The organism is Salmonella sp. 3C (assembly GCF_025426275.1).
Lineage (GTDB): Bacteria > Pseudomonadota > Gammaproteobacteria > Enterobacterales > Enterobacteriaceae > Salmonella > Salmonella enterica.
This window is the reverse complement of sequence record NZ_CP104858.1, coordinates 89,060-103,797: the sequence shown is the minus strand read 5'-3', so window position 1 is coordinate 103,797 and position 14,738 is coordinate 89,060. Positions and strand designations below refer to the sequence as shown.

Annotated in this window: 11 protein-coding genes; 6 read left to right on the top strand and 5 right to left on the bottom strand. The window is 53.3% G+C overall.

Features of this window, described 5'->3' with window-relative positions:
- Window positions 1–19: 19 nt before the first annotated feature.
- Window positions 20–1,201 (bottom strand): sugar efflux transporter SetB, encoded by a 1,182-nt coding sequence (gene setB / locus N7E69_RS00450; protein WP_000551934.1) that lies wholly within the window; start codon window positions 1,199–1,201, stop codon window positions 20–22.
- 368 nt (window positions 1,202–1,569) lie between these two features.
- Here setB and fruB point away from each other — a divergent pair, with 368 nt between their 5' ends.
- The 3 genes from fruB to fruA are packed head-to-tail and all read left to right on the top strand — an operon-like array spanning window position 1,570 to window position 5,343.
- Complete coding sequence (gene fruB / locus N7E69_RS00445; protein WP_000487282.1) at window positions 1,570–2,700, top strand: fused PTS fructose transporter subunit IIA/HPr protein; 1,131 nt, start codon at window positions 1,570–1,572, stop codon at window positions 2,698–2,700.
- Window positions 2,700–3,638, top strand: coding sequence for a 1-phosphofructokinase (gene fruK, locus N7E69_RS00440; RefSeq protein ID WP_000091249.1), 939 nt, complete (start codon window positions 2,700–2,702; stop codon window positions 3,636–3,638). The genes fruB and fruK overlap by 1 nt, the downstream gene beginning before the upstream one ends.
- Before the next feature lie 16 nt (window positions 3,639–3,654).
- Entirely contained in the window at window positions 3,655–5,343 is a 1,689-nt protein-coding gene (gene fruA / locus N7E69_RS00435) for a PTS fructose transporter subunit IIBC (RefSeq protein ID WP_000854395.1), read from the top strand.
- Between the two features lie 64 nt (window positions 5,344–5,407).
- Here the strand turns inward: fruA and nfo are convergent, their stop codons facing one another.
- Window positions 5,408–6,265 (bottom strand): deoxyribonuclease IV, encoded by an 858-nt coding sequence (gene nfo / locus N7E69_RS00430; protein WP_000873915.1) that lies wholly within the window; start codon window positions 6,263–6,265, stop codon window positions 5,408–5,410.
- Between the two features lie 78 nt (window positions 6,266–6,343).
- Complete coding sequence (locus N7E69_RS00425; protein WP_000137966.1) at window positions 6,344–7,393, bottom strand: YeiH family protein; 1,050 nt, start codon at window positions 7,391–7,393, stop codon at window positions 6,344–6,346.
- A gap of 120 nt (window positions 7,394–7,513) precedes the next feature.
- On the opposite strand from N7E69_RS00425, the gene yieE reads away from it, so the two are divergent.
- The 3 genes from yieE (at window position 7,514) to cirA (ending at window position 12,374) form a co-directional block, all read left to right on the top strand.
- Entirely contained in the window at window positions 7,514–8,377 is an 864-nt protein-coding gene (gene yieE, locus N7E69_RS00420) for a DNA-binding transcriptional regulator YeiE (protein ID WP_000548316.1), read from the top strand.
- Between the two features lie 189 nt (window positions 8,378–8,566).
- Window positions 8,567–10,036 carry a lysine-specific permease gene (gene lysP / locus N7E69_RS00415; protein WP_000535000.1) on the top strand — a complete coding sequence of 490 codons (1,470 nt, stop codon included), beginning with the start codon at window positions 8,567–8,569 and terminating at the stop codon, window positions 10,034–10,036.
- A gap of 346 nt (window positions 10,037–10,382) precedes the next feature.
- Window positions 10,383–12,374 carry a catecholate siderophore receptor CirA gene (gene cirA / locus N7E69_RS00410; RefSeq protein ID WP_000488250.1) on the top strand — a complete coding sequence of 664 codons (1,992 nt, stop codon included), beginning with the start codon at window positions 10,383–10,385 and terminating at the stop codon, window positions 12,372–12,374.
- Between the two features lie 43 nt (window positions 12,375–12,417).
- Here the strand turns inward: cirA and N7E69_RS00405 are convergent, their stop codons facing one another.
- Window positions 12,418–13,740: an MFS transporter gene (locus N7E69_RS00405; protein WP_000023807.1), complete on the bottom strand. Its 1,323-nt coding sequence runs from the start codon at window positions 13,738–13,740 to the stop codon at window positions 12,418–12,420.
- 32 nt (window positions 13,741–13,772) lie between these two features.
- Window positions 13,773–14,660 (bottom strand): phosphoserine phosphatase SerB, encoded by an 888-nt coding sequence (serB, locus tag N7E69_RS00400; protein WP_000022921.1) that lies wholly within the window; start codon window positions 14,658–14,660, stop codon window positions 13,773–13,775.
- Window positions 14,661–14,738: the final 78 nt, after the last annotated feature.

Genomic DNA, 14,738 nt, shown 5'->3' with positions numbered 1-14,738 from the left:
AAAGTATCAGGCTTGCAAGTTAAACATCTTTAATACGCGCCAGGCAGAACATGGTGGCGACAATCATGACTAACGCAAACCAGAAGACCGCATGATAATTCCAGATTTCTGCGGCGATTCCCGCCAGCGAACCGGCAATGATCCAGCCGACGCGAATGGTATTGGTATACAGCGTGGTGGCTGAACCCGCCTGGCCTGGCATGAGATCCTGAAAATAGAGCATGCCAATCCCGCCAAGAATGCCGATGTAAATCGCGTTCAGCAACTGCAAGCCGAGTAACGTTGCCGGCGCGTGCGCCAGCAACATCCCCGCATAAAAGCACAGTCCGGCGACAACGGCGATGCACATTAACAGGCGTTTTCCCAACCGTTTGGCGAAGTAACCTGCAATCAGCATTGTGGGAATCTCCAGCCCGGCGGCGGTGCCCATCATCACGCCTGCAAGTTTTTCCGGAAGATGCAGCTCATTGATGATAAACAGCGGCATATTAATGATATACAGGCTGTTAGTTCCCCACATTAACGTACAGATGACAAACAGCAACAGCGTATCGCGGCGATTACGACGCGGTGCTTCCAGCGTGCCGGTTGCCAGCGGCGCATCTTTGCGCATTGACGGTAAAAAGAACCACACCATGACGCCGCAGACGATAAAAGCTACCGCCGCGCTCAAATACATCACCGTAAAGCTAAAACCCATCGCCAGCGCATAGGCCAGCGGCGGCCCAATGACCCAGGCCAATGAGACCTGGGCGCGGAGGATTGAGCTGAACATCACCGCTTCACGACCTGTACGATCGGCATGTTCACGGGCGAGCGCAAACATCTGCGGGTTGGCGGTAGAGCCGAAGCTACTGAGAAAGACGCCGATAAACAGCAAAATAAAGTAGTTGCGGTTCCAGGCAAACAGCACGCAGGCCAACATGCCCAGCACGCAACAGAAAACGATCAGTTTTTTGCGATCGCCTTTTTTATCTGAGCGACCGGCCAGAAACTGGCTCACGATAATGCCGATAACCGCGCTGCCGGTAAAAAAGAATCCCACCATGCCGGGGCGGGCGTGAACCTCATCCGTCAGAAAAATACTGAGCGTCGGCGTCTGTAGCGCACCGGCAATACCGGTGAGAAAAGCGACGATCAAAAAGGCGGTAGACGTCAGGTCAAACGATTTAGGCGCAGCGGCGGCGGGACTGTTGTGCATGTTTCTATATCAGTGGTGTGAAGAGAGGCGGAGTTTACGCTGCCCGTCAGAAAATAAACAGGCGTCTGAATCAAAATCGACACGAAAAATCAAAATAGCATTCCAGTTTGTTACCAGGGCGTGCTGACGCAAGCTGAAAGAAAAAAGCTGAAGCCTTTTATGCGTCAGCTATTGAGGGTCTGTTGGAGAAAAAATGTGCTTCACCTCAAAAAATTGCTACAAAACCGGTAACTTTTCTTGCGTGCTGAAGCAGAAAGATCCAGACTTCTTGAGACGTTTCAGCGCGATCTGGTTTTTTTGATAACTCAGATTGGCGCTTTTTTTCTCATAGTGGCTGAATCGTTTCAATTCAGCGGGAGAGGAGACACATGTTCCAGTTATCGGTTCAGGACATTCATCCGGGCGAGCAGGCCGGAAATAAAGAAGAGGCCATTCGGCAAATCGCCGCCGCGTTAGCGCAGGCGGGGAATGTGGCGGGCGGCTATGTTGACGGTATGCTGGCGCGCGAACAGCAAACCTCGACCTTTCTTGGCAATGGTATTGCGATTCCCCATGGCACAACAGACACGCGCGATCAGGTGCTGAAAACCGGCGTTCAGGTCTTTCAATTTCCGCAGGGCGTTACCTGGGGAGAAGGCCAGGTCGCCTACGTGGCGATTGGTATTGCCGCCAGTTCGGACGAACACCTCGGCCTGCTGCGTCAGCTGACGCATGTGCTGAGCGATGACTCCGTGGCTGAACAGCTGAAATCCGCGATAACGGCGGAAGAGCTGCGCGCATTGCTGATGGGCGAGAAGCAAAGTGAACAATTAAAACTTGATAACGAGACGATGACGCTGGATGTCATCGCCAGCTCGCTGGTCACATTGCAGGCGCTAAATGCGGCGCGTCTGAAAGAGGCGGGAGCGGTTGATGCGGCGTTTGTCGCAAAAACGATTAACGATAGTCCGATGAATCTGGGACAAGGCATCTGGCTGAACGACAGCGCGGAAGGCAATTTGCGCAGCGCTGTTGCGGTAAGCCGTGCGACCCAGGCGTTTGACGTAGAGGGTGAAAAAGCAGCCTTATTAGTCACTGTCGCGATGAACGACGAGCAGCCGATTGCCGTGTTAAAACGCCTCGGCGACCTGTTGCTGAACAATAAAGCCGATCGTCTGCTGAGCGCCGACGCCGCGACGCTGCTGGCGTTGCTGACCAGTGATGATGCGCTGACGGATGACGTACTGAGCGCGGAATTTGTAGTGCGTAATGAGCATGGTCTCCATGCCCGTCCGGGCACCATGCTGGTGAATACGATTAAACAATTTAACAGTGAAATTACCGTGACAAACCTTGATGGAACCGGCAAACCGGCAAACGGACGTAGTCTGATGAAAGTGGTGGCGTTAGGCGTGAAGAAAGGCCATCGTCTGCGCTTTACCGCGCAGGGTGAAGATGCTGAACAGGCGCTGAAAGCGATTGGCGATGCGATCGCCGCCGGTCTCGGGGAGGGCGCATAATGAGCAGGCGTGTCGCCACCATTACCCTTAATCCGGCTTACGATCTGGTTGGGTTTTGCCCTGAAATCGAACGCGGCGAAGTGAACCTGGTGAAAACCACGGGTCTGCACGCGGCGGGCAAAGGCATTAACGTTGCCAAGGTGCTAAAAGACTTAGGCATCGACGTCACCGTCGGCGGTTTTCTCGGTAAAGATAACCAGGACGGTTTTCAGCAATTGTTCAGCGAACTGGGCATCGCTAACCGCTTTCAGGTGGTTCAGGGCCGGACCCGCATCAACGTGAAGCTGACGGAAAAAGATGGCGAAGTGACCGACTTCAACTTTTCCGGCTTTGACGTGACCCCCGCAGACTGGGAACGCTTTGTTAACGACTCCCTGAGCTGGCTGGGCCAGTTCGATATGGTCTGCGTCAGCGGTAGCTTACCGGCTGGCGTGAGTCCGGAAGCGTTCACCGACTGGATGACGCGTCTGCGCAGCCAGTGTCCATGCATTATCTTTGATAGTAGCCGTGAAGCGTTAGTCGCCGGTCTTAAAGCTGCGCCGTGGCTGGTGAAACCGAATCGCCGCGAACTGGAAATTTGGGCGGGTCGTAAGCTCCCGGAAATGAAAGATGTAATTGATGCGGCGCACGCGTTACGCGAACAGGGTATCGCTCATGTGGTGATTTCGCTGGGGGCGGAAGGCGCGCTGTGGGTTAACGCCTCAGGAGAATGGATCGCTAAACCACCGGCAGTTGACGTGGTAAGTACCGTCGGCGCAGGCGATTCCATGGTTGGCGGATTGATTTACGGCCTGCTGATGCGCGAGTCCAGCGAACATACGCTGCGTCTGGCGACGGCGGTTGCCGCGCTGGCGGTCAGCCAGAGCAATGTGGGTATTACCGATCGTCCTCAGTTGGCCGCAATGATGGCGCGTGTCGACTTACAACCGTTTAACTGACAGCAGGAGAGGCATAATGAAAACGCTGCTGATAATTGACGCTAATCTCGGCCAGGCTCGCGCTTACATGGCGAAAACCCTGCTTGGAGCGGCGGCGCATAAAGCAAATCTGGAAATTATCGACAATCCGAATGATGCTGAGCTGGCGATCGTGCTGGGCGAATCTCTGCCGAACGACAATGCTCTGAACGGCAAAAAGGTTTGGCTGGGGGATATTGGTCGCGCCGTCGCGCATCCGGAACTGTTTCTGAGTGAAGCCAAAAGCCATGCGACCCTTTACAGCGCCCCTGCTGCGGCTGCTCCTGCGGCGAGCGGCGGTCCGAAACGCGTGGTCGCGGTAACGGCCTGCCCGACCGGCGTCGCCCATACTTTTATGGCGGCTGAAGCCATTGAAACAGAAGCGAAAAAACGCGGCTGGTGGGTAAAAGTCGAAACGCGCGGCTCCGTGGGGGCCGGCAATGCCATCACCCCGGAAGAGGTGGCGGAAGCGGATTTAGTGATTGTGGCGGCGGATATCGAAGTGGATCTGGCGAAGTTTGCCGGTCTCCCGATGTACCGCACGTCGACCGGCCTGGCGCTGAAAAAGACGGCGCAGGAGCTGGATAAAGCCGTAGCGGAAGCGACGCCGTATCAACCGGCGGGTAAGGCATCGCAAGCGGCGACCGAAGGGAAGAAAGAGAGCGCTGGCGCATACCGGCATCTGTTGACGGGCGTTTCTTACATGCTGCCTATGGTGGTTGCCGGGGGACTGTGTATTGCGCTTTCCTTCGCCTTTGGTATTGAAGCCTTTAAGGTGCCGGACACGCTGGCGGCGGCGCTGATGCAGATTGGCGGCGGTTCGGCGTTTGCGCTGATGGTGCCGGTACTGGCGGGTTATATCGCTTTCTCCATCGCGGATCGCCCAGGCCTTACGCCAGGTCTGATTGGCGGTATGCTGGCGGTTAGCACCGGTTCTGGTTTTATCGGCGGGATCATTGCCGGCTTCCTTGCCGGGTATATGGCGAAGCTTATCAGTACCAAACTGAAACTTCCGCAAAGTATGGAAGCGCTGAAGCCAATCCTGATCATCCCGTTAATTTCCAGTCTGGTGGTGGGGCTGGCGATGATTTACCTGATCGGTAAACCGGTTGCCGGGATTCTGGAAGGGCTCACCCACTGGCTGCAAACCATGGGGACCGCAAACGCGGTGCTGCTGGGCGCGATTCTCGGCGGGATGATGTGTACCGACATGGGTGGCCCGGTGAACAAAGCGGCGTATGCGTTTGGCGTTGGTCTGCTGAGTACGCAAACTTACGCGCCGATGGCGGCGATCATGGCCGCAGGTATGGTACCGCCGTTAGCGCTGGGTCTGGCAACGATGGTGGCGCGTCGTAAGTTCGACAAAGCGCAGCAGGAAGGCGGTAAAGCGGCGTTGGTACTGGGGCTGTGCTTTATCACTGAAGGCGCTATTCCGTTTGCGGCGCGCGACCCGATGCGTGTACTGCCGTGCTGTATCGTTGGCGGCGCGTTGACCGGGGCTATTTCTATGGCGGTAGGCGCAAAATTGATGGCGCCGCATGGCGGTCTGTTTGTTCTGCTTATCCCAGGCGCAATTACGCCGGTATTGGGATACCTGCTGGCAATTGTGGCCGGTACGCTGGTGGCAGGACTGGCTTATGCCGTCCTGAAACGTCCGGAGACGGAAGTCGCGGCAAAAGCGGCATAAGAGAAACACGCTAAAAAAGGCAGAGCGCGCTCTGCCTTTTTTATTGCCTGAAGAACATTGAGCGTCAGGCCATCGCTTCGGCAATTTGCTGGGCTTTTAACCACGCAATCTCTTCCGCCCAGATATCAGGATTGATGGTCTCCAGTATCAGCGGAATACCGTCAAAACGCCCATCCTGCATAATCCAACGAAACGCATCGTGGCCGATATTGCCTTCACCCAGACTGTGATGGCGGTCAACGCGGCTACCGAAGGCGCTTTTGGCGTCGTTCAGGTGCATTCCGCGCAAATACTGAAATCCGACAATTTTCCCGAATTCGGAGAATGTTTTTTCGCACGCCTCTGGCGTACGCAGATCGTATCCGGCGGCAAAGGCATGGCAGGTATCGATACAGACGCCAACGCGCGACTTATCTTCCACGCCGTCGATGATGGCGGCTAACTGTTCAAACTCAAACCCCAGATTACTGCCCTGACCGGCTGTATTTTCGATAACCGCCGTAACGCCCTCGGTCTGCGCGAGGGCAATATTGATGGATTCCGCGATCCGCGCCAGGCAATCCTCCTGTGCAATCTGCATCAGATGGCTACCGGGATGAAAATTAAGCAAGGTTAAGCCGAGTTGTTCACAGCGCTGCATTTCATCGAGAAAGGCATCGCGTGATTTTTCCAGCGCTTCACTGACCGGATGGCCCAGATTAATCAGGTAACTATCGTGGGGAAGAATTTGCGCCGCCGAGAAATGATACTTTTCACAGGCGATTTTAAAGTCATCAATGACCTGGGGAGTAAGGGGGGCGGCACGCCACTGACGCTGGTTTTTTGTGAAAAGCGCAAAGGCCGTTGCGCCAATTTCAGCCGCGCGGGCAGGGGCGTTAGCCAGACCGCCAGCAGCGCTGACGTGCGCTCCGATGTATTTCATAAAAGACTCCTGTTAAACCCGCTAACGGTTCATTACGAACGCTATGATAACGGGTTAACAGGCGTGAAACGTAATAATTTATGCGATAAGGCTATGGATTAGGACGTTAATGGCGCCACCGCCAATAATCAGCCAGGCGAATAGTGCCAGCGCCATCAGCAGCGGTTTCGCCCCCGCTTTTTTCAATGCGCTAACGTGAGTGGTCAGACCCAACGCCGCCATCGCCATCGCCAGCAGCACTGTGTCCAGCGTCACCAGCATATCCACCACGGCTTTCGGCAGCAGGTGGAAAGAGTTGAAGATCGCCACTACGATGAAGAAAATAGCAAACCACGGAATGGTAATTTTGCTTTTTTCCGCGCCGGTCGCCGGTGAAAGCTGTTTAACGCGTGCCGCCAGAATGATCAGGAACGGCGCCAGCATCATGACACGCAGCATCTTAGCGATAACTGCCGCATTTTCCGCATCCGGGCTAACGGCATGACCCGCTGCGACCACTTGCGCGACTTCATGCATGGTTGAGCCGATATAGATGCCGTAAGTTTCCGGGCTGAACCAGTGCGCCAGCAGCGGATACATTGCCGGGTAAAGGAAAATAGCGATGGTGCCGAAAATAACGACAGTCGCGACGGCTACAGTAACCTTACTGGCTTCCGCTTTTACCACCGGTTCTGTCGCCAGTACCGCCGCCGCGCCGCAGATACTGCTACCGGCGCCAATCAGCCAGCTGGTATGCCTGTCCAGACCAAAGACTTTTTGGCCTAAGAAGCAGGCCAGCATGAACGTGCTGGAAAGCGTTAATACGTCAATCACAATACCGCTAATACCCACGTCGGCGATTTGTGAAAAGGTAAGGCGGAAGCCGTAAAGGATAATCCCTAAACGCAGCAGATGTTGTTTTGCAAACAGCACGCCGCCGTCGCATTGTTTCCATATTTGTGGATAGACGGTATTCCCGATAACCATACCCAGCAGGATAGCCAGGGTCAGGGCGCTGAACCCCGCGCCTGCAACGGCAGGGATAGCGCCGCCCCACAGGGCGACTCCTGTAATGACGGCGCTCAGAGCGAGCCCCGGTATAAAATGCCACATTGTACGACGATGATTCTGCAAGGTGAGTTCTGTCATAACCTTCTCCTGTATATGGACAATAAGGTTACGGTGATCTGGTTTAAAAATAAAATTGATTATATATTTATAATTAATCTTTATAAGTGGTAAGTGAAACGCTATCGGTGGGATACGACTATGCATATTACGCTACGACAACTTGAAGTGTTTGCTGAAGTACTGAAAAGCGGTTCAACAACCCAGGCGTCGGTCATGCTGTCATTATCGCAGTCCGCCGTTAGCGCCGCGCTCACCGATCTGGAAGGTCAGCTCGGCGTACAGTTGTTTGATCGGGTGGGGAAACGGCTGGTGGTCAACGAACATGGGCGCTTGTTATACCCGCGCGCGCTGGCATTGCTGGAGCAAGCGGTAGAAATTGAGCAGCTATTTCGTGAAGATAACGGCGCGATACGGGTTTATGCCAGTAGCACCATCGGCAATTACATTTTACCCGCCATGATTGCCCGCTATCGCCAGCATTATCCGGCCTTGCCGCTGGAACTCAGCGTGGGAAACAGCCAGGACGTGATTAACGCGGTGTTGGATTTTCGGGTTGATATCGGCCTGATTGAAGGGCCGTGTCACAGTACAGAGATTATCTCTGAGCCGTGGCTGGAAGATGAGCTGGTGGTCTTTGCCGCGCCGTCCTCGCCGCTGACGCAGGGGCCGGTGACGCTGGAACAGCTTGCGGCATCCCCATGGATTTTACGCGAGCGCGGTTCCGGTACGCGGGAAATTGTCGATTATTTGCTGTTGTCGCATTTGCCGCGCTTTCATATGGCGATGGAGTTGGGGAATTCAGAAGCGATCAAACATGCGGTGCGTCATGGACTGGGGATAAGCTGTTTATCGCGCCGGGTGATTGCTGAACAACTCCAGGCGGGAACCCTGGGCGAAGTCGCGGTGCCGTTACCGCGCCTGGTGCGCACGTTGTGGCGTGTTCATCATCGGCAGAAACATCTTTCTAACGCGTTGCAGCGTTTTTTGAGTTACTGTGAATAAAGGTGAAGAGGAGGGCTGCCCGGGCGGCATCGCCATTTTTAGTATCCGCTTACGTATACGTTATTCTCTGCTTTACTTATAATCCGTGGCCGGTCATGAAGGTCTCTTATAACCGCGCATTTGTGTCGGAAGGATAGTATTTCGTCTGTTACAATCGCGCCTCATTTTTTGGATGGATAGCATTTTCACATGGGTTCCAAAACTAAAACCACAGAAGCGCCCGCGCTACGTCGCGAATTAAAGGCGCGTCACCTGACGATGATTGCCATTGGCGGCTCCATCGGGACAGGTCTTTTCGTTGCATCTGGTGCGACAATTTCTCAGGCGGGGCCAGGCGGCGCGCTGTTTTCTTATATTCTGATTGGTTTGATGGTCTACTTCCTGATGACCAGTCTTGGCGAGCTGGCGGCCTATATGCCAGTATCTGGCTCGTTTGCGACATATGGTCAGAACTATGTGGAAGAAGGCTTTGGTTTCGCGCTGGGCTGGAACTACTGGTACAACTGGGCGGTGACTATCGCTGTTGACCTGGTTGCCGCGCAATTGGTGATGGGCTGGTGGTTCCCGGACACGCCGGGCTGGATCTGGAGCGCGCTATTCCTCTGCGTCATTTTCTTGCTGAACTACATTTCTGTACGCGGTTTTGGCGAGGCGGAGTACTGGTTCTCGTTAATTAAAGTCGCGACCGTTATTATCTTCATCATCGTTGGCGTAGCGATGATTATCGGCATTTTTAAAGGTGTCGAGCCGGTCGGCTGGAGCAACTGGACGACGGGCGATGCGCCTTTCGCTGGCGGTTTTGCGGCAATGATTGGCGTCGCGATGATCGTGGGCTTCTCTTTCCAGGGAACTGAGCTGATTGGTATTGCCGCCGGGGAATCTGAAAACCCGGAGAAGAATATTCCACGCGCGGTGCGTCAGGTGTTCTGGCGTATTCTGCTGTTTTATGTTTTCGCGATTTTGATTATCAGCCTGATCATTCCTTATACCGATCCAAACCTGCTGCGTAACGACGTCAAAGACATTAGCGTCAGTCCGTTTACCTTAGTGTTCCAGCATGCGGGCTTGTTGTCTGCGGCGGCGATAATGAATGCGGTTATCCTGACGGCGGTACTGTCTGCGGGTAACTCCGGGATGTATGCCTCGACCCGTATGCTCTACACCCTGGCCTGTGACGGTAAGGCCCCGCGTATTTTTGCGAAATTGTCCCGCGGCGGCGTACCGCGCAATGCGCTTTATGCCACCACCGTGATTGCCGGTCTTTGCTTTTTGACCTCAATGTTTGGCAACCAGACGGTCTATCTGTGGCTGTTGAACACCTCCGGTATGACGGGCTTCATCGCCTGGCTGGGGATTGCCATTAGCCATTATCGCTTCCGTCGCGGTTACGTGTTACAAGGGTATGATGTGAATGATTTGCCGTACCGTTCCGGGTTCTTCCCGCTGGGGCCGATTTTCGCCTTTGTACTGTGCCTGATTATTACGTTGGGGCAGAACTATGAAGCGTTCCTGAAAGATACCATCGACTGGGGCGGCGTCGCGGCGACCTATATCGGTATTCCGCTGTTCCTGCTTATCTGGTTCGGCTACAAGCTGATAAAAGGTACGCATTTCGTGCGCTATAGCGAAATGCACTTCCCGGAACGCGTTAAAAAGTAACGCGGTATTCTCGTCGTAGGCCGGATAGGCTTTTATGCCGCTATCCGGCACTGACTGCCTGAATCTGACTCTTCTAACCCTCTCATTCGAGAGGGTTTTTTGTTTTTTTCTTCATGATTGGTTCAAATGACATAATTATTAACAATTAAATTGATAATTATTATCGTTTGCTTTATCGTTACGATCGAAATCAGAAAGGATGAAGATTCGGGCGCGACCGTCACTCATGAGCCCGACTCGCCTGCATAAAAAGAGTTCGCCGTGATAACCGTTATCGCAGGCGAAACGTAATGCGTTGTGAGCGATAACCGATTTTTTTGTCGTATTTACCTCATGGAGAAATGGAATGTTTAGGTTTAACCCTTTCGTTCGGGTAGGGCTTTGTATGTCCGCAGTTACGTTGGCCTGGCCGGTTGCCGCGGCAACGGATGATGGTGAAACTATGGTCGTTACCGCGTCCGCCATCGAACAAAATCTGAAAGATGCGCCAGCAAGTATCAGCGTCATTACCCAGCAAGATTTACAGCGCAGGCCCGTGCAAAACCTGAAAGATGTCCTGAAAGAGGTGCCGGGCGTACAGCTCACTAACGAAGGGGATAACCGTAAAGGCGTGAGTATTCGTGGTCTGGACAGCAGTTATACGCTGATCCTGATCGACGGTAAGCGCGTTAACTCCCGTAACGCGGTCTTCCGCCATAATGATTTTGATCTGAACTGGATACCGGTTGACGCTATCGAACGCATTGAAGTGGTGCGTGGCCCCATGTCCTCGCTGTATGGCTCCGATGCGCTGGGCGGCGTGGTCAACATTATCACCAAAAAAATTGGTCAGAAATGGCACGGCAGCGTCACGGTTGACTCCACTATTCAGGAACATCGCGACCGTGGCGATACCTATAACGGTCAGTTCTTTACCAGCGGTCCGCTGATCGACGGCGTGCTGGGAATGAAAGCCTACGGTAGCCTGGCGAAACGCGAAAAAGACGAGCAGCAGAGTTCCGCCACCACCGCTACGGGTGAAACGCCGCGCATTGAAGGATTTACCAGCCGGGATGGAAACGTCGAGTTTGCCTGGACACCAAACGAAAATCATGACGTTACCGCAGGCTACGGTTTTGATCGCCAGGACCGGGACTCCGACTCGCTGGATAAAAATCGTCTGGAACGGCAAAACTACGCGTTGAGCCATAACGGACGTTGGGATCTCGGCAATAGCGAGCTCAAATTCTACGGCGAAAAAGTGGAAAACAAAAACCCCGGCAACAGTAGCCCTATCACGTCAGAAAGCAATTCGATTGACGGGAAATACGTTCTGCCGTTAGCGTCTGTCAACCAGTTCCTCACCTTCGGCGGCGAATGGCGTCACGATAAACTGAGCGATGCGGTGAACCTGACCGGCGGTTCCAGTACTAAAACCTCCGCCAGCCAGTATGCTCTGTTCCTTGAAGATGAGTGGCGCATCTTCGAACCGCTGGCGCTGACCACCGGTATTCGTATGGATGACCATGAAACCTATGGCGATCACTGGAGCCCGCGTGCTTATCTGGTCTATAACGCAACGGATACCCTGACGGTGAAAGGTGGGTGGGCCACGGCCTTTAAAGCGCCGTCGCTATTGCAATTAAGTCCGGACTGGGCGACCAACTCCTGCCGTGGCGGATGCCGCATTATCGGTAGCCCGGATCTGAAACCTGAAACCAGTGAAAGCTGGGAGCTCGGCCTTTATTACCGGGGCGAAGAAGGCATACTGGAGGGCGTGGAAGCGAGCGTTACCACGTTCCGTAACGATGTGGACAATCGCATCAGCATTAGCCGTACCCCTGACGTTAACGCCGCGCCCGGCTATTCCAACTTTGTCGGTTTCGAAACCAACAGTCGGGGACAGCGCGTTCCGGTCTTCCGTTATTACAACGTGAATAAAGCGCGTATTCAGGGCGTGGAAACCGAGTTGAAAGTTCCGTTTAACGAGGCGTGGAAACTGTCGTTGAATTACACCTATAACGACGGACGCGACGTCAGTAATGGCGGGAACAAGCCGCTTTCCGATCTGCCGTTCCACACCGCGAACGGTACGCTGGACTGGAAACCGGCGCAGCTCGAAGACTGGTCATTCTACGTATCAGGGAATTATAACGGGCGTAAGCGGGCCGACAGCGCAACAGCGAAAACGCCGGGCGGGTATGTGGTCTGGGATACCGGCGCGGCATGGCAGGCGACGAAAAACGTTAAACTGCGTGCGGGCGTTCTGAACGTGGGCGATAAAGATCTCAAACGCGACGACTACGGTTATACCGAAGACGGACGTCGTTACTTTATGGCGGTGGATTACCGTTTCTGACAGAGACTGGCGACAGCCGCGTTTTGCCGCTGTCGCCAGAATGTTATAACCGATGCAGCCTGGAGAGCAGCGCCAGCGACAGAGTCGTTAGCAGAATGGCGATCACCGCATAGATATAAACGCCCGACCACGCCCAGCTATTTTTCACCATAATTACCGGCACACCGGCCATTGCCGCGCCGACATAGCTGAACAATCCCCGAAAGCCGGTAATCGATCCCGCCGCATCCTTATGGGTCACATCCAGACAGCCGACGGCAAAAAGCATATGCGGTCCGTATAAGGCGAAGCCCATGATGGTGAACAGAATCGCGGTGAGGGTGTAAGAGGTATCCTGAACCAGCGGCACCAGCACGATGCATATGCACAGCGCCAACGCGAAGATTAATCCGGTCATCCAGCGGTTACTTTTGAACATAAAGTCAGACAAGTAGCCTGCCAGCAACCCACCCGCCAGTCCGCCCGCCTCAAACCAGGAAATAATCGAGTTCGCTTTTATCAGGCTCCAGCCGTGAACCTGCGAATAGTAAATCTGCGGCCAGTCGTTAAGGATGGTGCGCGCAATATAAACCGACATATCACCGATAATAATGATCCATACCAGTGGATTGGTCAGGATATATTTCACAAAAATCTGCCAGAAGCTCAGGTTGACCGGGCTGGCCTTGACCTGGGCCAGTTCCGTCGGGTCGTTACGCCACTGCCCTACGTTGGGCAAACCTAACGTACCGGGACGATCTTTAATGGTAAATAGCGCCACTATCCCCATCAGCAGCGAAATGGCGCCGGGAACATAAAACCCCATTTTCCAGCTACCGCTAAAGGCGATAGCAAAGCTGGTCAGCAGCGGCGCGAGGCTGCCGCCGATATTGTGCGCCGCTTCAACGATAGCCCACCAGCGTCCCCGTTCGTTTTTCGAAAACCACGAGGCCATAATTTTCGCCATCGGCGGAAAGCTGGTGCCCTGTAAGATCGCGTTGAGGCTGTACAGTACGTAGAATGCCGCCACACTATCGGAAAAGCCGAACAGAATATTTACAATCCCCACGCCAATCAGCACCGGGCCGGTCATAGCTTTCGGGTTAATTTTATCGACCAGCATCCCGCCGACAAACTTCATCGCGCCATAAAGAATGTAAAAAATGGAAGACATAATGGCGAAGTCTTCTGCGGTCAGCGACGTTTCCGTCAGCATGGCCGGCATCGCGGCGGAGAAGTTTTTACGGGTAAGATAAAAGACGGCATAAGAGATAAAGACCGAGGCGATAATCTCAAAACGAAATTTTTTATAGGTCTGGTCTATCTCTTTTTTCTCTTTTACAATCGGCTTATCGGGCTGGCTGAAAATAAATGTTTTTATACTCATTTTAAAATTCCCTTCCGGCGAGGTGAGTCGCGTTATAATTCATCTTCAATAAGAAAAAGAAGCAATTCGAAACCGTGATAATTAATCTGATGGTGGATTTTTTCCCGTACAACCGGCTTCGCTTTCCAGGCAATACCGGTGCCAGCATGTTCTAACATCGGCAGATCGTTGGCGCCATCACCGCAGGCAATAATATTCTCCGTGGTAATATTTAACCGGGCAGCCAGGTCAACCAGCGTCTGTTTTTTGTTTGCGGCATTCATAATCGGCAAAGTAATGTTATCCGTCAGAACGTTATCGCGTATTTCAACCGTATTCGAAAAGGCATAATCCAGTTGATACCGTTCTTTTAGACGCTGGGTGAATATATCCAGTCCCCCGGAGATAATCGCGGTTTTAAATCCTTTGGCCTTGATGACTGGCAGAATAGTTAACAGGCCTGGCGAAAGGGTCATGCGATCGCATACGGCGTTCAGCACTGCTTTCGGTGTGCCTTTCAACATTCCGATACGTCGGGTAAAACTGGCGTTAAAATCAAGCTTGCCCTCCATCGCCTGTTGGGTAATGGCGGTGATTTGCGTCGACATGCCAAGCTCGCGGGCAATTTCATCCACGCCTTCTTCCGCAATAAATGTCGAGTCCATATCAAACGCGATAATACCGTTAGCAGGCAGTGGCTGCGGCTTAATAAAAAAATCAAACTGCCATTGCAATGAGAGTTCGCGTAAATAGCGATAAAATTCAGGCGTCAGACATTCCGCTGGCAGCGTAAGCTTTAAATAAGCGGTATTGATAAGCGCGGCATAACGTTTATCAAATAATAGCGGAAACGGCATGGTGACGGCATTCAATAACGTTTCCTGTAATTTTTTCTGAAACGTATCGATATCCTGTGTAGTAATAAAATAAATAATGCTCATATGATAACTCCCTTAATTTACGGGTATTATAATGGCTCTTTTGCGGCGTGGAATCTCGTGCTATCACAGATATCACAG

Coding starts and splice junctions, on each gene's coding strand:
- setB (WP_000551934.1), bottom strand. CDS start 1,201: ATGCACAACAGTCCCGCCGCCGCTGCGCCTAAATCGTTTGACCTGACG.
- fruB (WP_000487282.1), top strand. CDS start 1,570: ATGTTCCAGTTATCGGTTCAGGACATTCATCCGGGCGAGCAGGCCGGA.
- fruK (WP_000091249.1), top strand. CDS start 2,700: ATGAGCAGGCGTGTCGCCACCATTACCCTTAATCCGGCTTACGATCTG.
- fruA (WP_000854395.1), top strand. CDS start 3,655: ATGAAAACGCTGCTGATAATTGACGCTAATCTCGGCCAGGCTCGCGCT.
- nfo (WP_000873915.1), bottom strand. CDS start 6,265: ATGAAATACATCGGAGCGCACGTCAGCGCTGCTGGCGGTCTGGCTAAC.
- N7E69_RS00425 (WP_000137966.1), bottom strand. CDS start 7,393: ATGACAGAACTCACCTTGCAGAATCATCGTCGTACAATGTGGCATTTT.
- yieE (WP_000548316.1), top strand. CDS start 7,514: ATGCATATTACGCTACGACAACTTGAAGTGTTTGCTGAAGTACTGAAA.
- lysP (WP_000535000.1), top strand. CDS start 8,567: ATGGGTTCCAAAACTAAAACCACAGAAGCGCCCGCGCTACGTCGCGAA.
- cirA (WP_000488250.1), top strand. CDS start 10,383: ATGTTTAGGTTTAACCCTTTCGTTCGGGTAGGGCTTTGTATGTCCGCA.
- N7E69_RS00405 (WP_000023807.1), bottom strand. CDS start 13,740: ATGAGTATAAAAACATTTATTTTCAGCCAGCCCGATAAGCCGATTGTA.
- serB (WP_000022921.1), bottom strand. CDS start 14,660: ATGAGCATTATTTATTTTATTACTACACAGGATATCGATACGTTTCAG.